The 20,998-nt window shown below is 68.2% G+C and carries 14 protein-coding genes; 8 read left to right on the top strand and 6 right to left on the bottom strand.

The genetic code is table 11. The features are described from left to right. The first annotated feature begins 74 nt into the window (after positions 1–74). From O9271_RS00930 to O9271_RS00940, 3 genes are all read left to right on the top strand, one after another. On the top strand, positions 75–1,775 hold the full coding sequence (locus O9271_RS00930) for an amidohydrolase (RefSeq protein WP_298265275.1): 1,701 nt from the start codon (positions 75–77) through the stop codon (positions 1,773–1,775). Beyond that, positions 1,775–3,115: an amidohydrolase gene (locus O9271_RS00935; RefSeq protein WP_298265277.1), complete on the top strand. Its 1,341-nt coding sequence runs from the start codon at positions 1,775–1,777 to the stop codon at positions 3,113–3,115. The genes O9271_RS00930 and O9271_RS00935 overlap by 1 nt, the downstream gene beginning before the upstream one ends. Before the next feature lie 258 nt (positions 3,116–3,373). Further along, a complete protein-coding gene (locus O9271_RS00940; protein ID WP_298265279.1) occupies positions 3,374–4,831 on the top strand; it encodes a pyridoxal-dependent decarboxylase in 1,458 nt (485 codons plus the stop codon). A gap of 12 nt (positions 4,832–4,843) precedes the next feature. Here the strand turns inward: O9271_RS00940 and O9271_RS00945 are convergent, their stop codons facing one another. Genes O9271_RS00945 through O9271_RS00965 form a run of 5 tightly spaced genes read right to left on the bottom strand, consistent with a single transcriptional unit; the run spans position 4,844 to position 12,147 of the window. Further along, a complete protein-coding gene (locus O9271_RS00945; RefSeq protein ID WP_298265281.1) occupies positions 4,844–5,497 on the bottom strand; it encodes a DedA family protein in 654 nt (217 codons plus the stop codon). A gap of 54 nt (positions 5,498–5,551) precedes the next feature. Beyond that, positions 5,552–8,716, bottom strand: a complete 3,165-nt coding sequence (locus O9271_RS00950; protein ID WP_298265283.1) for an efflux RND transporter permease subunit — start codon at positions 8,714–8,716, stop codon at positions 5,552–5,554. 40 nt (positions 8,717–8,756) lie between these two features. Then, positions 8,757–9,944: an efflux RND transporter periplasmic adaptor subunit gene (locus tag O9271_RS00955; RefSeq protein ID WP_298265285.1), complete on the bottom strand. Its 1,188-nt coding sequence runs from the start codon at positions 9,942–9,944 to the stop codon at positions 8,757–8,759. Further along, positions 9,941–11,497, bottom strand: coding sequence for a TolC family protein (locus O9271_RS00960; protein WP_298265287.1), 1,557 nt, complete (start codon positions 11,495–11,497; stop codon positions 9,941–9,943). The genes O9271_RS00955 and O9271_RS00960 overlap by 4 nt, the downstream gene beginning before the upstream one ends. Beyond that, on the bottom strand, positions 11,494–12,147 hold the full coding sequence (locus tag O9271_RS00965) for a TetR/AcrR family transcriptional regulator (protein ID WP_298265288.1): 654 nt from the start codon (positions 12,145–12,147) through the stop codon (positions 11,494–11,496). The genes O9271_RS00960 and O9271_RS00965 overlap by 4 nt, the downstream gene beginning before the upstream one ends. Before the next feature lie 236 nt (positions 12,148–12,383). Here O9271_RS00965 and O9271_RS00970 point away from each other — a divergent pair, with 236 nt between their 5' ends. Together O9271_RS00970 and O9271_RS00975 are read left to right on the top strand one after the other, a co-directional pair. After that, a complete protein-coding gene (locus O9271_RS00970) occupies positions 12,384–13,616 on the top strand; it encodes an XdhC/CoxI family protein (RefSeq protein ID WP_298265290.1) in 1,233 nt (410 codons plus the stop codon). Positions 13,617–13,627: 11 nt separating this feature from the next. Next, on the top strand, positions 13,628–14,296 hold the full coding sequence (locus tag O9271_RS00975) for an NTP transferase domain-containing protein (protein WP_298265292.1): 669 nt from the start codon (positions 13,628–13,630) through the stop codon (positions 14,294–14,296). Positions 14,297–14,393: 97 nt separating this feature from the next. Here O9271_RS00975 and O9271_RS00980 read toward each other — a convergent pair whose 3' ends face one another. After that, on the bottom strand, positions 14,394–15,101 hold the full coding sequence (locus tag O9271_RS00980) for a Spy/CpxP family protein refolding chaperone (protein ID WP_298265294.1): 708 nt from the start codon (positions 15,099–15,101) through the stop codon (positions 14,394–14,396). Between the two features lie 236 nt (positions 15,102–15,337). Between O9271_RS00980 and O9271_RS00985 the strand changes: the two genes are divergently transcribed. Genes O9271_RS00985 through O9271_RS00995 form a run of 3 tightly spaced genes read left to right on the top strand, consistent with a single transcriptional unit; the run spans position 15,338 to position 20,966 of the window. Further along, positions 15,338–17,716 carry a glutamine amidotransferase gene (locus O9271_RS00985; protein WP_298265296.1) on the top strand — a complete coding sequence of 793 codons (2,379 nt, stop codon included), beginning with the start codon at positions 15,338–15,340 and terminating at the stop codon, positions 17,714–17,716. Next, the gene (locus O9271_RS00990) at positions 17,713–18,648 is read left to right on the top strand and encodes a hypothetical protein (protein WP_298265299.1); all 936 of its coding nucleotides are present in this window, start codon (positions 17,713–17,715) and stop codon (positions 18,646–18,648) included. The genes O9271_RS00985 and O9271_RS00990 overlap by 4 nt, the downstream gene beginning before the upstream one ends. After that, entirely contained in the window at positions 18,645–20,966 is a 2,322-nt protein-coding gene (locus tag O9271_RS00995; RefSeq protein WP_298265301.1) for a tetratricopeptide repeat protein, read from the top strand. Before O9271_RS00990 ends, O9271_RS00995 begins: the two co-directional genes overlap by 4 nt. Positions 20,967–20,998: the final 32 nt, after the last annotated feature.

The raw sequence follows: 20,998 nt of genomic DNA on the forward strand, positions 1-20,998 counted from the left end.
CGGTTTCCGGCGCGGAAACGTAACTTCGGACAGTTGGACCCCGGCCAGCCGTCTTTCGTTTCAGGAGATCATCCGTGCGCTTCCTCCCCTCGCTGCTCCGCCCCTCTCGCCCCCTGCCGGTGCTGCGTCTCCTCACCGGACTCGCCGCCGCGACGACCGTTGCCGGCGCGCAGCAGCCGGCGGCCTCGCCGCCCGCCGCGGCCGTCGCACAGGTGACGGCCGCCGACCCGCGGCTCGCCAAGCTCAAGGAGGAAGCGCTGCAGATGGTGCAGGGGCGCGCCAAGCAGGTGCAGGAAATCGTGGACATGCTCTTCTCCTTTCAGGAACTCGGGTTCCAGGAATGGGAGTCGCAGAAGTACCTGACCACGCTGCTCGAGAAGGAAGGCTTCAAGATCGAGAAGGGGGTCGCCGGCATTCCCACGGCGTGGACCGCCAAATGGAGCTACGGCACCGGCAAGCCCGAGATTTCGCTGGGCTCCGACGTGGACGGCATCCCCCAGGCCAGCAACAAGCCCGGGGTGGGCTACAAGGACCCCATGGTCGTGCAGGGCCCCGGCCACGGTGAAGGGCACAACGCGGGGCAGGCGCTCAATGTCGTGGCCGCGATCGTGGTGAAGCAGCTCATGCAGCGTGACAAGATCAACGGCACCCTGCTGCTCTGGCCGGGCATTGCCGAGGAGCAGATGGCGGGCAAGGCGTTCCTCGTGCGCGCCGGCATCTTCAAGAACACCGACGTCACGCTGTTCACGCATGTCAGCAACGACCTCGGCGTGCAGTGGGGCGCGAGCGGATCGAGCGCCCTCATCTCGGCCGAGTTCCGCTTCAAGGGGTCCAGTGCGCATGCGGCCGGCGCGCCCTGGCGCGGCCAGTCGGCGCTCGACGCCGTGATGCTCATGGCGCAGGGGTGGGAGTACCGGCGCGAACATCTGCGCCTGCAGCAGCGCTCACACTACGTGATCAAGGATGGCGGTGACCAGCCCAACGTGGTGCCCAGCACCGCCAGCATCTGGTTCTACTTCCGCGAGCAGGATTACCCGCGCACGATGGAGCTGTTCGACACCGGCAAGCGCATCGCGCAGGGCGCCGCGATGATGACCGACACCAAGCTCGATACGGTCATGATCCTTGGGTCCGGCTGGTCGGCGCACTTCAGCAAGCCGGTTGCCGAGGCCATGCATCAGAACATCCAGACGGTGGGGATGCCGGTGTGGGACGACAAGGACCAGACGCTGGCCAAGGGGATCCAGCGTGAATTGGGCCAGCCGGACTTCGGCCTGTCGAGCGAAGTGAACAAGCAGCTGCGAGGCTCGGAGACGCCGCAGAACTGGATGGGTGGTGGCTCCGACGACATCGGCGACATTGCCTGGAACGTGCCCACGGTCACGCTGCGCTTCCCGTCCAACATTCCGTCGCTGCCGGGGCACAACTGGGCGAATGCCATCTCCATGGCCACGCCCATTGCGCACAAGGGGGCGCTGGCTGGTGCCAAGGTGCAGGCGCTCACGCTGCTCGACATCCTGCTCACGCCCACGGTGGTGACGGACGCGTGGGACTACTTCAAGAACGTGCAGACCAAGACGGTGAAGTACCAACCGTTCATTCGCCCGTCGGACCAGCCGCCCATCTGGCTCAACGCCGACATCATGGCGAAGTACAAGCCGCAGCTGCAGAAGTTCTACTACGATCCCTCCAAGTACAAGACGTATCTCGAGCAGTTGGGGATCGAGTATCCCACGGTGCGCCCTATCGAAGCGAAGCCCAAGGGCAACAACTGATGCGCCGGGTCACGCTGCCCGCCACCGCCGCCGCCACGGTCGCCCTGCTGCTGTCGCTCCCGCCGCGGTCCGCGGCGGCGCAGCAGCCCCCGTTCAGCGCGGCCCTGCAGGCGGAGATCGATCGCCGCACCACCGCCATTGCCGAGAAGGTCACGGCGTGGCGGCACGACATTCACCAGCACCCCGAGCTCGGGTATCAGGAGAAGCGCACGGCGGCGCTGGTGGCCGCGCACCTCAAGTCGCTGGGCATGGAGGTGCAGGAGAACGTGGGCGGGATTCCCGGCGTCGTGGGCATCCTCAAGGGTGGCAAGCCTGGCCCCACGGTGGCGCTGCGCGCCGACATGGATGCGCTGCCGGTCACCGAACAGGTTGACGTGCCGTACAAGAGCATGGTGCGCACGGTGTACAACGGCGTCGAGACGGGCGTCATGCATGCCTGCGGCCACGACATGCACACGGCCATGCTCATGGGGACAGCGGAAGTCCTCGCGGGCCTCCGGGCGCAACTGCCGGGGACCGTGAAGTTCCTCTTCCAGCCCGCCGAGGAGGTCCCGCCGCGTGGTGGCGCCCAGCCCATGATCGAGGCCGGTGTCATGAACGGCGTCGATGGCGTCTTCGGGCTGCACGTGGGGCCGGGACCGTTGGGAGCCATGAGCTTCCGCAGCGGGTCGATCAGCGCCGCCTCCGATAGCTGGAAGATCATCGTGCGCGGCAAGCAGGGACATGGCGCGTTCCCCTCCACCACCGTTGATCCGATCGTGGTGAGCGCCGAGATCGTGTCGGCGCTGCAAACCATTGTGTCGCGTTCGCTCGACCTCACCGCCGGTCCCGCGGTCGTGACCGTGGGGGCCATTCATGGTGGCCTGCGCGAGAACATCATCCCCGATTCCGTGTGGATGATCGGCACCATCCGCACCTTCGACCCCAAGGCCCGGGAGCTGGTGGGGCAGCGCATGAAGCAGCTGGCGCAGAACATCGCCGCCGCGCACGGCGCCACCGCGCAGGTCGATGTGGTGCTGGGGTACGGTAGCACGATCAACAACACCGCCATGGTGTCGCGGTTTTCGCAGACCCTCAAGCGCGTGGGCACCGCGGCCGGTGTCTTCGAGAACAAGTCGGGAAGCATGGCCGGCGAGGACTTCTCACGGTTCGCCGAGAAGGCGCCCGGGTTCTTCTTCAACCTGTCGGTTACCCCGCCATCGGTGGACCTGTTCGGGGTGGCGAGCAACCATTCCCCGCTCTTCCAGGGCGACGACAAGGCGCTGCCCGTTGGCGTGCGCGCCATGAGCACGCTGGCGGTGGAGTTTCTGGTGACGGGGGGAGTACCCCGCATCCCCTGACCAAGGGCTCGGCTGTCGGATGCGTTCGGATGTCGGAGGGGTCGGAGGTCGGACCGATGCCCGAAGTCGGAAGTGGGACGGTTGTCCGAAATCGGCAGTCGGAGGTGTTTGGGCTACCTACGCCCGCGAGTCATCGTTGGGGCCTTGGCGGTAGCCCATCCCACCTCGCACCTCCGACCGCAGTCCCGACGCCGATTTCCGGCATCCATCCGACCTCCGACATCCGATGAATCCGGGTTGTTCCCGCTAAGTTGACGCATGTCCACGCCGCCACTGACCGGGGATCTGTCCCCCGATGAATTTCGCGCGGCGGCGCATGCCGCCGTCGACTGGATCGCCGAGTATCTGGAGCACAGCGGCCAGTATCCCGTGCGCAGCCGGGTGCGTCCTGGCGACATTCGCGACGCGCTTCCTGCGTCGCCCCCGACACTCGGGGAGCCACTCGATGCCATGCTGCAGGATTTCGTCAGCACCATCGTGCCGGGCATCACCCACTGGAATCACCCGGCATTCTTCGCCTACTTCGCCAATTCGGCGTCGTATTCCGGCATTCTTGGCGAGTTGCTCACGGCAGGGCTCAATGCCAACGGAATGTTGTGGGTCACCAGTCCGGCGGTCACCGAGCTCGAAGCCGTCACGCTCGACTGGCTGCGGCAGCTGATGGGACTTGGCGACGGATGGTTCGGCCAGATCACCGATACGGCGAGCATCAGTACGTTTTACGCGCTCGCTGCGGCGCGTGAGCGTGCGGGGCTCGACATCCGCACCAAGGGCATGGCGGCGCGCACCGATCTGCCCCGCCTGCGTGTGTATTGCAGCGAACATGCGCACTCGTCCATCGACAAAGCGGTGATTGCCCTTGGACTTGGCCACGAGAACCTGGTGAAGATTCCGGCCGACGAGCAGTTCCGGCTTCGGCCGGACGCACTCGGGGCCGCGATGGCCGCTGATGTGGCGGCTGGCTGTGTGCCGCTGGCGGTCGTCCCGTGCGTGGGGACCACCAGCACCACGAGCATCGATCCGGTCGTCGAAGTCGTGCGAATTGCCCGCGAGCACCAGTGCTGGGTGCACGTGGACGCGGCGTATGGCGGGGTGGCGGCCATTGTCCCTGAGTTGCAGTACCTGATGGACGGCGTCGACGGCGCAGACTCACTCGTCGTCAATCCGCACAAGTGGCTTTTCACACCCATGGACTGCTCGGTGTTCTACACGCGTGACGCACGCGCGCTCAAGCAGGCGTTCGCGTTGCTTCCCGAGTATCTCGTGACCAGCACGTCCACTGGGGCCACGAATCTCATGGATTACGGCATACAGCTTGGTCGGCGCTTCCGGGCGCTCAAGCTCTGGATGGTGTTGCGTGCATTCGGTCGCGACGGTTTGGCGGAGCGCATTCGCTTCCACTGTGAGCTGGCCCGCGAGTTCGCCGGCATGGTGCACTTCGAGGGCGGGTGGGAGCTGACCGCACCGGTGACGCTGTCGCTGGTGTGCTTCCGGCGTGTGCCGCCGGGGGCCGATGAAGTGGCAATTGCCGCTCTCAATGCACAGATCATGGAGCGGGTCAACGCGCGCGGTGCCGTGTACCTCTCGCACACGAAGCTTGGTGAGCAGTACACGTTACGACTGGCCATCGGCAACATCCGCACCGACCGCCAGCACATCGAGCTGGCGTGGCACGAACTGCGCGCCGCGGCGGCAGCTCTCGAAGCGGGCGCGTAGCGCCCCGTGGCGCTACGCGTCGTGGCGGGACGCGTCGAGCGCGCGCTGTACCATGGCGCGCCGCTCGGCCTTCTTCTCTCGCCGCCGACGCTGCCAGCGCAGGAAGGCAAACACAGCCACCGTCACGATCACGGCGCCGACGATCTCGCCCACCTTGCTGAGATGCCCGATGGCCTGCACCGCCGCTTCCCCGGCCACGTAGCCCACGGCGGTGAACACCGCAGTCCAGGCGATGGAGCCCAGCAGTGACACCGGGAGATACAGATACAGGGGCATGCGCGCGGCCCCGCACGCCATGGGCAGCACGATGCGCAGCCCAAAGGCGAAGCGCACCAGAAACGACGCGGTGACGGGATTGCGGCGTACCACCCGGAGCGCCACGGTACCGGTGGCGCGGGTGCGCGGAAAGCGTCGTCGAATGGCCTCCCACTTGAGGCGCCCCACCGTGTACAGCAGGGCCGTGGCAATCCATCCACCCAGGGTGATCGCCACGAGCAGCGGCACGAGGCGCAACTCCTTTTCGTGCACCGCGATGCCACCGAAGATCGGCGCCAACTCCTCCGTGATAATCGCCGACGCGCCGAGGACGATGTACGTCCACGGCGCATCGGTCAGCATGGAGAGCCAGGAGGCTTCAGCAATGAGGAGGGAGACCGGCAGGCGCATACGATGCTAATCTAACGCGCACCGGTCTGCGCTCGTCACGCCATGGTCTTCGGGTCAATCACCGGCTTCAGGTACCGGCATGTCGAACGTGCGGAACTCGCCGGTGTGGGGCGGCTTGAGCCCGACCATGCGCGACAGGCGCGTCCGCCAGCCATCGAAGATTTCATAGAAGGTGGGGATCACGAGCAGTGTGAGCACGGTGCTGGTGATCACGCCGCCGATCACGGCGACACCCAGTGGGGCACGAAATTGCGCGCCTTCGCCCCGTCCCAGTGCGACCGGTACCATACCGGCGATGAGCGCGAAGGTCGTCATGAGGATGGGGCGCAGCCGAATGGCGCCCGCCTCGATGAGCGCCTCGCGCAGGGGCATGCCGTTCTTCTCGCGCGCCCACTTGGCGAAGTCGATGAGCAGGATGGCGTTCTTGGCCACAATGCCGCACAACAGGATCACCCCGATGAGGCTCATGAGGTTGATCGTGTTGCCCGTGATCGCCAACGCCCCCATCACGCCGATGAGCGAGAGCGGCAGGGAGATGAGGATGGAGATCGGATCCAGGAAGGAGCCGAACTGTACTACCAGAATGAGGTACATGAGCGTCACCGCCACGCCAAGCGCGATGAAGATGCTGCTGAAGACCTCCTGCTGCTGCTCCACCTGGCCTCCGCTCGACAACGAGATGCCCGGCGGCAGGGTGATGTTCGCCAGCCCCTTCTCGATGTCGGCCTGCACTTCGCTGAGCGAACGCCCGGCGATGTTCGCTTCCACCTTGATGACGTTGTCGCGATTGAGGTGGTTCACGATGGCCGGCCCGAGCTCGCTCTTGATGCGCGCCACCTGCTGCAGCGGAATGAGCGCCCCATTGGCACCCTGCCCCACGGCGATCGGCAGCTGCGCGAGATCGGCGCCACGCGCGCGCGCTTCCGGGGCCAGCCGTACCATGACCTTGCGCGTTTCGTTGGTGGGATCCACCCAGTCACCGGCATCGAGGCCGGCGAATGCCGGACGAATGGCGGTGGCCACCTGCCCCACACTCACGCCCAGGGCGCCGGCGAGGCCACGGTCCACCTGCACGGTGAGTTCCGGCTTCTGCCCCTTGGTGCTCAGCGCCACGTCGACCGCGCCCGGCACGCCCTTGATGACCGCGAGGTACTGATCGGCGGTCTTCTGCAACGCGTCCTTGTTGTTGCCGCGCAGTTCGAGCGAGATCTGCTTCTGCTGGCCAGCGAAATCGTTCGTGTACAGCGAGACGGACGCACCGCCAATCCCCGCCACTTCCTTGCGCATCACGTCCCCCAGCTCCTCCGCCGAGAGCTGTCCGTCCTTGAGGCGCTCGCCCTTGGGACGAAGCTTGAGATACACGCTGGCCTTGTCCACGGCGCCGCTCGCCCCGCCGGCCGTCACGAAGCTGTACAGCACTTCCGGATGCCGCGACGGGTCGGCCAGGCGAATGGCCTCCGAGACCTTCTGCCGCAGGTAGTCCACATTGGCGCCCGGGGGCGTTTCCACCGTCATGTTGAGTTCAGCGTTGTCCTCGAGGGGGAAGAAGCCGCCCCCCACGAAGCCGAGCGCCGGCATGGCAAGGGCGAACACGAAGGTCCCCACCGCCAGCGACACCATGCTCTTGGGGTGATCAAGTGCCCAGCCGATGAGGCGTCGATAGCCGGCGGCAAGGCCGTTGAACCAGTGGTTGAACTTGTCGAGCTGCCTGGTGATCCAGCTCTTCTGGTGCTCCTCGAGATGCGGATCGGGCCAGTAGGCCGACAGCATGGGGTCGAGGGAGAAGGACACGAAGAGAGACACGAGCACCGAACAGGCAATGGTAAGCGCGAACGGCTTGAACCACTGCCCCGACTCCCCCTGGAGGAAGGCGATGGGAACAAACACGGCCACGATGGAGAACGTGGTCGCCGCAACCGCGAGGCCGATTTCATCGGTGCCTTCACGGGCGGCGGTGTAATGATCCTTCCCCATCTCCACGTGCCGTACGATGTTCTCTCGCACGACGATGGCGTCGTCGATGAGAATGCCGATGGCAAGCGACAGCCCGAGCAGCGACATCGTGTTGAGGGTGAAGCCGAAGGCCCACACCGCCACGAAGCTGGCCAGCACCGAGACCGGCAGGGCAAGCCCGGTGATGACCGTGGAGCGCCACGAGTTGAGGAACAGGAACACCACGAGTACCGTGAGCACGGCCCCTTCGATGAGGGCGCTCTGCACGTTGTTTACGGAATTGGTGACGCGCTGCCCCTTGTTCTTGATTACGGCCAGCGTGGCGCCCTGCTGCGCCATGACCTTCTCCAGGGTGCCCACCTTCGCGAGAATTGCTTCGGCCACGGCGGTGGTGCTGTACCCCTTGGTCTTCTTGATCTCGATGCCCACGGCATCCTTGCCATTGTAGAGCGCGAGCGTCCGCTGCTCCTCGATCCCGTCCTCGGCCGTGGCGACATCGCCCAGGCGCACGACCCGCCCGCCCTTTTCGGCAACGACGAGCGACATGAAGTCCTGCGGGCCATCGAGGCGACCGCGCAGGCGGATCGTGCGCTCGTCCAGCGCGCCGTTCACCCGTCCCACCGGCACGGCGAGGTTACCCTGCTGCAACGCCAACACCACCTGCGGGACTGACACGCCCGCCGAGAGCAGCCGCTGCGGGTCGAGATTGACGGTGAGTTCACGCTTCACGGAACCGGTGACCGATACGTCGGCCACGCCGGGAATGGCGCGCAGTTCCCGCGTGATGCCAGGGTCGGCCAGCAGGGTGAGCTGCGCGGGCGACAGCGCCGTGGACGACAGCCCCAGCGTCACGATGGGGGCGTCGGTGGGATTGAACTTGCGCAGAATCGGTTCTTCGATTTCCTGCGGCAGGTCCTGACGCTTGGTGCCGATGGCGTCGCGAATCTCCTGCGAGGCTTCCTGCAGATCCTTCGAGTACACGAAGGTGGTGATGATCTGCGCAAAGCCGTCGCGTGCCTCGCCCTCCATCTTCTTCACGCCGGAGATGGACTGGATGGCCTCCTCGATGGGCTCGAGGACCTCTCGTTCCACCTGCTCTGGCGAGGCGCCAGGGTAGATGATTGTCGTGAGCACGACCGGCGGCTGCACCTCGGGGAACTCGTCGGTCTGCAGCTGAAACAGCGCAACGAGCCCGAACCCCACGAGAGCCAGCATGGCCACCACGGTGATCAGTGGCCGCTTGATCGCGAAATCGGAAATGAACATGGATGCCTTGGGATGAGCTGCGGAATGTCGCGGGGGGTGCTCAGTTCTTCGAGATCGGCGTGGTCGTGTCCGTCGCCGGTGCAACGCCCTTGGTGGCCGCGCGCTGGCCTGGCGCGTCACTCGGCGCCGAGACCGTGACGGGCACGCCCACGGAGATACCGCGCGCAGCGCCCAGGAGCACCGTGTCGCCGCTGGCCAGCCCGGTGGTCACTTCCACCCGCTCCGCCACCTCGTCACGCAACCCGAGCAGCACGTCCACCTTTTCCACCTTGCCGCCCTTGAGGCGCATCACGCTGGGCGTAATGCCGGTCTGGTCGACGGCCTGCTCCGGAACGAGCACACCGACGCGCTTCTGCGACGAGACGCGGCCTTCCACGAAGAGACCGGCCACCAGCACACCGGCGTTGTTGGGCACGGAAGCCTGAATGGCCACCTGCTTGGTTTGCGCGTTCACCATGGGGGCGATGCGCGTGACGCGCCCCGTGAGCGCGCGATCAGCGCCGTTCACCGTGAAGGTGACGGGGGCGCCCACACGGACCTCGCCGAGAGACACGGCGGGCACAGAGGCCTCCACGCGCAGGCTGCGCGGATCGATCACCGTGAACATCGCGCTCCCCGGTGTCACGATGTCGCCTGGGCTCACCGCCTTCTCCGCGACGATGCCGGCGAAGGGGGCACGCACAACCGTGTTGCGCAGATTCTTTTCCGCCGATGAGAGCCGCGCCTGCGCCTCGGCGAGCCCGGCCTGCGCCGAGAGGTTGGCGCGCTCGGCGCTTTCCACGTCACGGTCGGCGATGGCCCCCGCCGCCGCGAGCGTGCGGGCGCGCTGCAGTTCACGTTCGGCCTGCTGCGCTGCGACCGAGGCCTGCGTCACGCCCGAGCGCGCGGACAGGGCGGCATCACGCACCGCGGCATCGTCGATGCGGGCGAGCACCGCGCCCGCGTTCACGCGCTGCCCGGCGTCGGCGTACGTCTGCAGCACGGCGCCGGCCACCTCGGCGCGCAACCGGGCTTCACGGTCTGCCGCGAGCGTACCCGAGATGCTGGGGCCGCTGCTCAGCGTGTCGGAGGTCGCCACGGCCATGTTGTCGGGGCCAATGGTCTGGACGACGGCCGTCTGATCAGCGGGCGCCTCCGACTGCTTGCCGCAGGCGGCAAGCGGAGCGAGCGACAGCGTCGTGACAGCGAGCAGCGTGTAATGCGCCGATCGGCGCGAAGCGGTGGTCATCGGGAAATACCCATGTTCGTGGAAGCCGACATCGGAACGGACGCGCCGCCGACCGACAACGGGAGATACGGAAGGAGTTCGAGGCGCTTGCGTGCCACCTGCAGGTCGCGCGCAGCCCGCGCCCGGTTCGCGAGCGCCTGCTGCAGCTGCACGCGGGTTTCCGACAGTTCGAGCTGCGTGGAGATGCCTTCGCGGAAGCGCACCTCGGCAATGGCGTAGGCGCGCTGGGCCTGCTCGGCGGTGCCGATGCTGGCTTGCCAGTTGGTCTCCGCTTCGGTGAGCTGCAGGGCAGCGAGCCGAGCGTCGAGCGTGGCACCCTCTTCGGCCTGCTTGAGGCGTTGCCGCGCTTCCACCACGCCGGCCTCGGCCGCGGTGATCTGCCCGCGGATGTTGCCACCGGTGAAGATCGGGTAGGAGAGGCCGATGCCGACGGTCCAATTGGGAAGGAAGTCGGCGAGACTGCGCGGCAGCACCGTGGGCGTGGGCGCCAGCCGCTGATAGTTGGTCGTGGCCGAGAGCTGGGGCAGTCGCTGCGCCTTGGTGGCGCGCAGCTGCTGCTCAGCCACGTTCACGCCGAAGGCCGCCTGACGCACCGCGGCGCGGGCGCGGGCGGCGGTATCGCTGGCAGCCACCAGCCGCGATACCTCCCCCTGCACACGCGGGTCTGCGGCCAGCACCGAGTCGGCGTTCACGGTGATATTCCCGATGGCGCCAGCGGGTGTGGCCGCGGGCAGCGGCAGCTCGGCGATACTGTCGGTGAGCTGGAGCGGCTGATCGGTGGGCAAATCGAGCAGCTGGCGCAGTCGAATGAGTGCCGTTTCGCGCGTGGTGCGCGCCTGCAGCAGCGCCGGGCGCTGGTTGTCGCGTGTCACACGCGCACGAATGAGCTCGAACTCCGACGTGGACCCCACGGTGCGGGTGAGTTGCACTTGCCGCAGGGTGCGCTCAGCCTGGACGAAAGCCGAGTCGGCGATGATGGCAAGCCGCTCGGCGAGCAGCGCGTCGTAGTAGGCCGAGGTGACATCGAGCTGCACCTGCGCTTCGGCGCTGGTAATGGCGAGATCGGCCGACTCCCGGGCGTAGCGCGCGCCGCGCACACCGGCGGCAACGCGTCCCCCCGTGTAGAGCGGCTGCGAGGCCGCGAGCCCGAAGTTGAAGTTGTATTGCGACGCGAAGATGCGGGTGATGGGATTGTCTGCCTGCGACGAGTCCGCACCACCACCCGAACCGGCCCCGGTGCCACCAGCACGACTGGCGACGGCGGCGAACTGGTTCTGCAGCTGCCGCTGCCAGTTCAGGGTGGTGTTCACTTGCGGCAACCCGGCAGAGCGCGCCTGCGCCTGCTGCCCGCGTGCGCGCTGCGCGCCTGCTCGGGCCAGTTCCACGGCTTCGCTCGTGGCCCCGGCCAGGCGCAGGGCGTCGGTCAGCGAGAGTGGCCGCGGCGCGGCTGTCGGCCGCTGCGCCGACAACGGCGACGTAGCGGAGAGCAGCACGCCCACCGCCAGGGGAGCAAGTGCCGCGCGACGCGCGCGGACACGAAGAGTCACCATCATTCGGAGATCGTGGTAAGGGTCGACTCGGGCGCAACCAATGGCGCGCGTACGGCCGGTTGGGACAGCACATGCAACCCGCGGAGGAAGAGGCGCACATACGCCCGCACCGTGTCCTCCACCGGTTGGGTGAACATCATGGGCATCACGTCGCGGTTCATGCCGTCGGCGAAGACCGCACCCATGAACATCGTGACGGCCGCCTCGATTTCCGTGGGGGTGGCCACCTTGTCATGGTCGATGTAGCCGGACACGTACAGCTGATGCACGTAGCGGCGCAGCTGCATCATGGCGCTGTGCGGCCCGCTGACCGCGCACGGCGCGAGGTCGGGCCGCTCCTCGAGATCGGACATCATCTGCCGGATGAGCGGACGCATGCCGCAGGTCTCGGAATGATGCGCGCGCGCCCAGGCGTACAGCTCGGCCTCCGGCTCCCGCGGGTCGTCCGGGAGCCGCTCCTGCTCCTTGGCCGCCACGAGGTCGCGCATCATCTGCTCGAGCAGCGCGTCCTTGGAGCCGAAGTGCCGGAACAGCGTAACCTCGTTCACGCCCGCTTCTTCGGCGATGCGGCGCGTGGTCGCCCCGCGCCATCCATGCTGGGTGTAGACGCGGGCCGCCGCCTGGAGAATGCGCTGCCGATGGTCTTCAGTCATGGCGACATGATATGCAAGTACATGCTTGCGTGCAAGTAGGCACTTGCTTGCCGCATTATGGAACAGCGTTAGGTCTCCCCCGACCCTCCTAACGGAAACCGGAACGGGATGGTTTCCCGACGCCTTCCGCGTTGGCGAAGCCGTCCTGCACGATCTATTCTTTGCCGATCGGTGTACGCCGTTGAGTGCCGCTGTGTGCGGCAGCTCGTCATCCCTGCCTTCCCCCAGGAGCGATCGTGTCCGGCTTCGTCGATCTTGCGCGTGCCGCCCAGGCCGCGCGTCTGGCACGGCCTGACGTCCCGCTGGCGCTCGCCACCCTCGTGCAGGTAGACGGCTCGTCGTACCGACAGCCCGGGGCGCGATTGCTGGTGGACGCCGAGGCTCGGGTGCTGGCGGGGGCCGTGAGCGGCGGCTGCCTGGAAGGCGATGTGGCCGCGCGCGCCAGCGAGGTGTGTGCCAGCGGGCGGGCCTTGCGCCTCATGTACGACTTGCGCGCCGACCTCGAGACGATCTGGGGTTTCGGCGCCCGGTGCGACGGCATCGCGCATCTGTTGCTGGAGCCCCTCCCCGATTGGCGCTGGATGGCACAAGCCGAATCGGTGCGCGGCCGACGGCAGGGGGGCGCGGTGGTTACCGTGCTCGATGCCCGGGGAAGTGGGGCCACCTGCGTGCTGCTCGACGGCGGCGTGAGCAATGGTCGGTGGCATCGCCTCCACCATGAGTCGCGGCTCGTTTCGACCGACGAGCTCGCGCCGCTCGTGCATGCGGCGCGGCGCACCGGGCACGCCGTGCTGCACGCGATCGCCGACGATGTCACCGTGTTCGTGGAGCCGTTGGTGGCACCCGTTGCGCTGCACTGCGTGGGGGCCGGGCGCGGCGCCGAGGCGTTCGCGCAGATCGCCGCGACGTTGGGTTGGCAGGTCACGGTTCTCGATCACCGCCCGGCGCTGCTGGACGCGCTGCAACTACCCGCGGGGGTCGCGGTACGCCGGGTGGGACAGATCGACGCCGTGCAGCAGGCGGTGACGGAGCTGCCGCATGATGAGCGCACGGCCGTCGCGTTGCTGACGCACATCTTCGACGTCGACGTGGCGTGGCTCACCGCCACCCTACCCCTCCCGTTCGGTTACGTGGGGGTGCTGGGTTCTCGGCAACGCGCCGCGCAGCTCACCGAGCAGGCCACCCAGCAGCTCGCTCTGCGCGGCACGCCGCTCACGGCACGTCAGCGACACAAGCTCCACGCGCCCATCGGTCTCGATCTGGGTGGGGAGACCCCGGCGTCCATTGCGCTGGCGGCAATTGCCGAGATCGAGGCGGTGATTCACGCGCGCCCGGCGGGATTCCTGCGTGAGCGTCAGAGTCCCATTCATGCGCGCACGCCCACCCCCGAGCTCCTCGCTCGCGACGCGGCACGCACGCTGGCTGACCAGCCGCTGCGCTGTGATCTCCCCGAGTTCCCTGACGGCTGAGCAGCCCACTCATGTCTCCAGGCAGCGTCGCCGGGCTGCTGCTGGCAGCCGGCGGGTCGCATCGCCTCGGCGAGCCCAAGCAGCTGCTGGTGGACGAGACCGGCGTTCCGGCCGTGGTGCGCATGGCGCGAGCGCTTCGTGATGCGGGGTGCGCCCCGGTCCTCGTCGTCGTTGGCGCCGCCGCCGAAGCGGTGACGAGCAGCCTGGCGCACGAGTCGGTGCACGTGGTCACACACGCGGCATGGGCTCATGGCATGGGGAGCTCCATTAGCGCGGGGATGCGGACGCTGCTCGACATCACCGCGTCAACCGACGAGGTGCAGGGCGTGCTCATTGCGCCGTGTGACATGCCGGCGGTTACCGCGCCGTTCCTTGGGGCCTTGCGCGCACACTTCACTGGGACCGAGCGCGTGGCGGCGGCGTACGTGGCGGGGGCGTATATGCCCACCGCAAGTGTAGCGGCAACCACGGCGCCTGCCCGTGGCATTCCCGCGATCCTCCCTCGTGCCGACTGGCCGTGGCTGGAGATGCTGTCTGGTGAACAGGGTGCCAAGCCGCTGCTGCAGCAGGACACCATTGCCGTGCCCCTCGGCGACGGGGCCTTCGATCTGGATACCCCTGCCGACGTGGCACGGTGGCGACAGACGCAGGAGCGCGGCGGTCGATCGGCGAACACGTAATGCGCCAACGGAACACCGAACCGCCGCGTGCCCCCGATACCCTATGGCATCGGGGGCACGCGGCGTTCGTAACCCACAACAGTGGTGCGCGCTGCGGTTATTGGCTGTCCGGCGCTACCGGTGCCTCTGGCGCACCGCGTCGTCCCCGGCCGCCGTTCATCCCTGGCGCAAGCGGCCCGTCGGGACCGCGCTGACCACGGAACGGCATCCCGCCAACACCGGGCCCCCTACCACCTCCGCTGCGAACCCCTCGCGCAGCGCCACGCTGCCCGCGCATCGCCCCACGCTGCCGCAGCTCGCGGCGCATGTTGTCCACGCGGGTCTTCTGTTGCGCGGTCAACACCCCACGCGCCTCCTGTCGCTGTTTGAGACCGGCGATGATCTGTTCGTTGCGCAGTGCGCTCATGCGATCGAGCGCGGTGCGAGCCTTGGACAGGTTGCCATCACCCTGGGTGGCTTCGAGCAGATCGGCACGCGCCCGCAGCAGATCGGCTTCATTGGCCCGCGCGGCCGGCGCATCCTGCAGCGCTTCGAGTCGCTTCACCTGCTCATCGGTCAGCTGCAGTTCGGAGCGCATCCGCAACAGCATGCCGGCCGGATTGCCACGGCCTCCACGACCCATGCGCCGATCACCCGCCCCGGCGTTGGGACCAGCCGCTGGCCCACCGCGACGCATTGTGCCGGCGGGCCCCTGTTGCTCGCGCGAACGGGGTGCCCCGGCGCCGGCCTGTGCCTGACCCACGGTGCCGAGTGCAAGGCTGGCAAGCGCGGTCGCCAGCAACAGACGGGAACGGATATGTGTCATATAAGCCTTCCGGTTGAGTGTGGCGGCGCCCAGCCGGCGCCCGCTTCACCCCATTGGACGTACGCCGGTCCTGACCGTTAAGGCGCTGGTCGCGTCGTCACGCTGGCGCCAACGTCGCGGGCCACTGTTGCGTCTAGCTCATGCGTCGCGCGACGGGAGCGCGTTGCGCTGGTGCAGGACGAGTCCGTGGGTGCATCGTAGGATGCATGGTGGGCCCAACTCACCGTGTGGGTGCCGTGTCGTTTCGTGTTCGCCTGCCCTTCCTGTCCCTCACCGGCCGTTCTCACGTGGGATCTTGGTTCGACACGATCGGCACCTGGCTCTTCAAGTACTCTCCGCGCGCGTTTGCCCGCGGGGAGTTCGTGACGGCGCCGGTCGTACCGGCCATGCTGCTGATCGGGGCCGCAATCGTGCTGGTGCTGCTGATCGTTGCCAGCCATGTGCGCCTGCGCACGCTGCCCTGGCGTGATCGGTTCCTGCTCGCGACGTTGCGCACGGCCGCCGTGCTGCTGGTGCTGGCCTGCCTCTTCCGCCCCGGCCTGGTGATCGCCGCGGCTGTTCCGCAACGCAACGTGCTCGCGGTGGTGTTCGATGATTCGCGCAGCATGCGCATCACCGATGTCGGCGCGTCCGTCGCGCGCGGCGACAGCGCGACCACGGCTGCTATGTCGCGCCTCGCCGTCATGCAGCGCGCCTTCCATGACAGCACGGCGCTCATGCGCGCGCTGGGGGCCCGATTCGCGATCCGCCGCTTCCGGTTTTCCGCCGGTGCCACGCCGGTGCGCACCGCCGATGAGGGACGCGCCGCGGGTACCCGCTCCGACCTCGCGCAAACGCTCGACGACGTGCGACAGGATCTCGACGGCATGCCGCTCGCAGGCGTCGTGCTGGTGACCGACGGGGCCGACAACGGCAGCTCCTCACTCGACGACGCGCTGCTCGGCCTGCGCGCCCGCCGCGTGCCGGTCTACACGGTGGGCGTGGGCACGGAGCGCTTCGCGCGCGACGTGGCGGTGGAACGGGTGCAGGCGCCGCAGCGCCTGCTCGCCGGAGCCGCCGGTGTCGTAGAGGCGGACATCCGGATGCGCGGCCTCGACGAACGCGGCGTGTCGGTGACACTCGAGGCTGACGGGCGCGTGATTGCCACGGAGAACATGCAGCGCCCTCCCAAGGGTGATCTTGGCACCCTGCGCATGCGCATTCCCCCGCTTCCGCCCGGCGTGCACCGCCTCGCCGTACGGGCGCGCCCGCTCGCCAACGAAGTCGTTACACAGAACAACGAGTGGCAAACCAGTCTCGAGGTGCGCAGTGGCCCCGAGCGCGTACTCTACGTGGAAGGGGAACCGCGTCCGGAATTCGCGTTCCTGCGGCGCGCCGTGGCTGAAGACAGCGCCATGCAGGTGGTGGGACTCATGCGCAGTGCCGAGCGGAAGTTTCTGCGACTTGGTGTGCGTGACAGTCTCGAACTGCTCACTGGCTTTCCCACCACACGCGAGGAGCTCTTCGGCTATCGCGCCATCATCCTCGGCAGCGTCGAGGCGGCCTTCTTCAGCGGCGAGCAGTTGCGCATGCTGGCCGACTTCGTGAGCGTTCGCGGTGGCGGCCTGCTCGTGCTGGGTGGCCGCGCCTCGCTCAGTGAAGGCGGATTTGCCGGCACGCCGCTCGCGGACGTCCTGCCGCTCACCCTCACGCGCGGCGAGATCAACGTGGACGGGCCGGCCACCTCGGTGCAGGTACGCCCCACGCGCGCCGGTGACGTTCACCCGGCTCTTCAGCTGCGGGAGACCCTGGCCGCCTCGCGACAGCGGTGGGACTCCTTGCCCCCGCTCACCCTCGTGAACCGTGTGGGCGCGCTGCGCGCGGGCGCCACGCTGCTGCTCGCGGGTCGTACGGAAGACGGACGCAGTGATGTTCCCGTGCTGGCGTGGCAACGCTATGGGCGGGGCATGAGCGCGGTCTTCACGGTGCAGGACTCATGGCTGTGGCGCATGGACGCCAGCATCGCGGTGGAAGACCGTTCACACCAGACCTTCTGGCGCCAGATGACGCGCTGGCTCGTGGACGGCGCCCCGTCGCCTTTCGAGGTCACGACCACGCCAGCCCGCGTGGCGCCTGGCGAGACTGTGGTGCTGCGGGCACAGGTGGCCACGCCACAGTTCGAAGACATCAACGACGCGGAGGTGACGGCCACCGTCACCGCACCGGCCGGCGGCAGTGAAACCCTGGCCCTCGAGTGGTCGCTGCGCGACGACGGCAGCTACGCGGCCCGGTTCACCCCCCGCGACACCGGGCGCTACATCGTGGATGCCGTGGCCGTAACCGGGCGCGATTCAGTGCAGGCGGTGACCACCACGGTGCTGGTGGACGAACGGGGGGCCGACGTGGCGCACGCCGAGTTGCGGGCCCCGCTGCTGCGGCGCATTGCCGACGAGACCGGCGGGCGCTACTACCCGATTGCCGAGGCCGGCGCCCTCGCCGATGACGCCGTGTATACGAACGCCGGCGTGACCGTGCGCGAGGCGAAGGATCTGTGGGACATGCCGGCGGTATTTCTTCTCTTGGCCTTCGTGCTCGGGGCCGAGTGGAGCTACCGACGCTGGAGGGGACTGGCATGAAGGCGCTGGGACGACGACTGGCCGGTGTACTCGCCTGCCTGGCCGCGGCGGGAACGCCGTGGGCCGTGGCCGCACAAAGCACGCACGTTCTCATCGTCTCGGGGCTCTCTGGGGACCCGGCGTTCAAGACGCGCTTCGGCAGCGCCGTGAGCGCCGTGCGGTCGGCCGCCGCGACGCGATGGGGGGTGAGCGACTCCAGTCTCATTGTCCTCACCGAGGATTCAACGGCCTTCAACGGGCGGTCCACCCGCGAGAATATCGCGCGCGCGTTTACGGCGCTGTCGCGGCGGACGCGCCCCGGCGACGTGCTGCTCGTGCTGCTGGTGGGTCACGGGAGTGGTGAGGGCGCCGGCTCGAAGGTGAACCTGCCAGGCCCTGATGCCACCGCCAGCGAGTACGCCGCGTGGCTCGCGCCCTTCGGTGCGCAACAGGTGGTGTTTGTGAACGCCGCCACTGGCAGCGGGGATTTCGTGCCGGTGATCGCCGGGAGCGGCCGGGTGGTGATGACCGCCACGCGCTCGGCGGTCGAAAAGAACGAGGCGGAATTTCTGCAGCATTTTGCCCGCGCCCTCACTACCGACGACGCCGACGCGAACAAGGATGGACGGTTGTCTGCGCTCGAGGCGTTCCGCTTTGCGCGCGCGGAGGTGGCGAAGTCGTACGAGGCGAACAACCGCATGCTCACCGAACATGCGGTGCTCAGCGACTCCGCGGCAGCGGCCCGGGTGTCATTCGGCGCGCGCGCTGCCACCTCGGATCCGCGCGTGGCCCGCCTGCTGGAGGAACGGCAGGCACTCGAGTCACAGGTCGCCGCGCTGCGGGCGCGCAAGGCCACCATGGAACCGGCTGCCTACGAGGCCGAACTCGAGCGGTTGCTGCTGGCGTTGGCGGAGAAGTCGGCCGCCATCAAGGCGGCGGGAGGCAGCAAGTGAACCGTCGCTGGCTGGTGATGGCGAGTGGCCTGTTGAGTGTGCTGCTGGAGATTCCTCTCTCCACCGCCTGCGCACAGGTACCGACGCGCACCGATCGGTACAGCGCCGAGGTCGCCGCAGCCGAGGCCGCCGCGCAGCGCGGTGACCGCGCCGACGCCATGGCCAAGGCACGTCGCATCACGGCCACGTACGAACAGACAGGCACGCGCAGCAGCGCCGAACACAGCGCGGCCGGTCGGGCGTACGTGCTGCTGGCGACGGGGAACGCCGCGGCGACTCGCGCGGCGCTGGCGGCGTTCGATTTGGCCGTGGCCGCCGATTCGGGCAACCTCGACGCGCGGCGGCGCCTCGGGCAGCTCTTCCTCGACGCGTACAACGGCCCCGAGGCGCGCGCCTCGTTCGAGGCGGTGCTCGCCCGCGCGGATGGTGACGCGGAGGCGCTGCTGGGGCTGGCCATGGTGGAGGAGTTCGAGGGGAAGGGCACGGCCATGGCCACGGCACGCAAGGCGCTCGCGGCGGCCCCCACCAGTGCGCGCGTGCTGTCGTATGTGGCCCGCCTGCACCTCGATGCCGAGGCGTTCGACTCGGCGCGCGCCGTGGCCGAACGCGCCGTGCGCGCCGACAGCATGCTGCTCTCGGCGTGGTCGGTACTGGGGGCACAGGCGTGGCTGCGCGGCGACTCCGCCACGCACCAGCGCGCACTGCGGGCCGCCACCCTCCTGCAGCCGCGGCCCGCCGAGTTCTATACGGCCCTCGCCGAGGCAGCGGTGCGACAGCGGCGGTACGCCGAAGCCGTGCGCCTGGCAGAGCAGGCCGTGCGCTTCGACAGCCTGTCGGCACAGGCGCTCGGAGTGCTGGGCACCAATCAGCTGCGCATCGGGCAGCTGGATGCCGGGCGCCTGTCGGTGGAGCGGGCCTTTGCGCTCGATCCCTACAATCTGTGGCACAAGAACACCCTGGATCTGCTGGACAAGATGCGCGGCTTCCGCACCATCAGGCAGGGACGCTTCGAAGTCGTGGCACCGTCCGATGATGCCGCGTTGCTGGCGTTGTACATCGTACCACTGCTCGAGCAGGCCTACGATTCCCTCTCACGCCGCTATGGGTACCAGGCGCCCACGCCGGTGCGCCTCGAGTTCTTCCGACAGCATGCCGACTTCTCCGTGCGCACCGTGGGGCTCACGGGACTGGGTGCGCTGGGCGTGAGCTTTGGCAGCCTGCTGGCCATGGATACCCCCAATGCGCGGGAGCGCGGTGCGTTCAACTGGGGGAGCACGGCGTGGCACGAGCTCACGCACGCGTTTACCCTGGGCGCTTCGGGGCATCGCGTTCCCCGGTGGCTCTCCGAAGGGCTCTCGGTGCTCGAGGAACGGCGCGCGCATGTGGGATGGGGCGCCCGCACGTCGCTGCCGTACATGCTGGCGTACCGGAGTGGACGCCTGCGACCGGTCAGCCAGATGAACGACGGGTTCATGCGTCCGCGATACCCGGAAGAAACGGGCTTCAGTTACTACCACGCTTCGCTGTTTTGCGAATGGGTGGAAGAGCTACGTGGCGCGCCTGCGCTACCGGCGCTGCTTACCGCGTATCGCGATGGCGCCGACACGCCGCGCGCCATGCAGCAGGTGCTGGGGCTGAGCATGGCGCAGGTGGATGCCCAGTTCGATTCCTGGATGCGACGACGCTTCGCGACCGAGCTGAGCTCACTGGGTGATGCCGACGGCCGTGACAGCAGCGGCGGCGAGTTCGTGCGCACGATGCGGCAGGCAATGGGTCTGATGGAGACGCGCCGCGACTCGGCCAGGGTGCTGCTGGACAAGGCGCGGCAGCTGTTCCCCTCCTATGCCGGCGACGATGGACCGGCGTGGTATCTCACGCGCGTGGCGCTCGACGTGCGCGACACGACGCTGGCACTGGCCATGGTGGAACAGGTCACGGGGCGCGACGAAACCGCCTATGCGGCCAACAAGCTGGAGGCGGAACTCCGTGAACGTCGCGGCGATCTCGCGGGCGCCATGGCGGCCCTCGATCGGCTGTTGTGGATCTGGCCGTATACGGCGGGAGACCACGAAGCCTTGGCCGTGCTCGCCGCGCGGGCCGGCGACCACGCGCGGGCAATTCGCGAGCGGCGCGCGGTGATCGCGCTGCGGCCGCCGGATCTCATGGAAGCGCGGCTCGAACTTGCCCGCGCGCTCGCGGCGGGTGGCGATACGGCAGCGGCACGACGCGAACTTCTGAGCCTGCTGGAAGAGGCCCCGAGCTACGAGGGCGCCCAGCAGCTGTTGCTCGAGCTCCGCAAGCGCGGGGGGACCCCATGACGGAACGGAACACGCGCTGGTGGCGCCGATGG

The organism is Gemmatimonas sp. (assembly GCF_027531815.1).
GTDB lineage: Bacteria > Gemmatimonadota > Gemmatimonadetes > Gemmatimonadales > Gemmatimonadaceae > Gemmatimonas.

Excerpts from the sequence above, each read along its gene's own strand:
- O9271_RS00935 (WP_298265277.1), top strand. The coding sequence starts at position 1,775 with ATGCGCCGGGTCACGCTGCCCGCCACCGCCGCCGCCACGGTCGCCCTG.
- O9271_RS00940 (WP_298265279.1), top strand. The coding sequence starts at position 3,374 with ATGTCCACGCCGCCACTGACCGGGGATCTGTCCCCCGATGAATTTCGC.
- O9271_RS00945 (WP_298265281.1), bottom strand. The coding sequence starts at position 5,497 with ATGCGCCTGCCGGTCTCCCTCCTCATTGCTGAAGCCTCCTGGCTCTCC.
- O9271_RS00950 (WP_298265283.1), bottom strand. The coding sequence starts at position 8,716 with ATGTTCATTTCCGATTTCGCGATCAAGCGGCCACTGATCACCGTGGTG.
- O9271_RS00955 (WP_298265285.1), bottom strand. The coding sequence starts at position 9,944 with ATGACCACCGCTTCGCGCCGATCGGCGCATTACACGCTGCTCGCTGTC.
- O9271_RS00960 (WP_298265287.1), bottom strand. The coding sequence starts at position 11,497 with ATGATGGTGACTCTTCGTGTCCGCGCGCGTCGCGCGGCACTTGCTCCC.
- O9271_RS00965 (WP_298265288.1), bottom strand. The coding sequence starts at position 12,147 with ATGACTGAAGACCATCGGCAGCGCATTCTCCAGGCGGCGGCCCGCGTC.
- O9271_RS00975 (WP_298265292.1), top strand. The coding sequence starts at position 13,628 with ATGTCTCCAGGCAGCGTCGCCGGGCTGCTGCTGGCAGCCGGCGGGTCG.
- O9271_RS00980 (WP_298265294.1), bottom strand. The coding sequence starts at position 15,101 with ATGACACATATCCGTTCCCGTCTGTTGCTGGCGACCGCGCTTGCCAGC.
- O9271_RS00990 (WP_298265299.1), top strand. The coding sequence starts at position 17,713 with ATGAAGGCGCTGGGACGACGACTGGCCGGTGTACTCGCCTGCCTGGCC.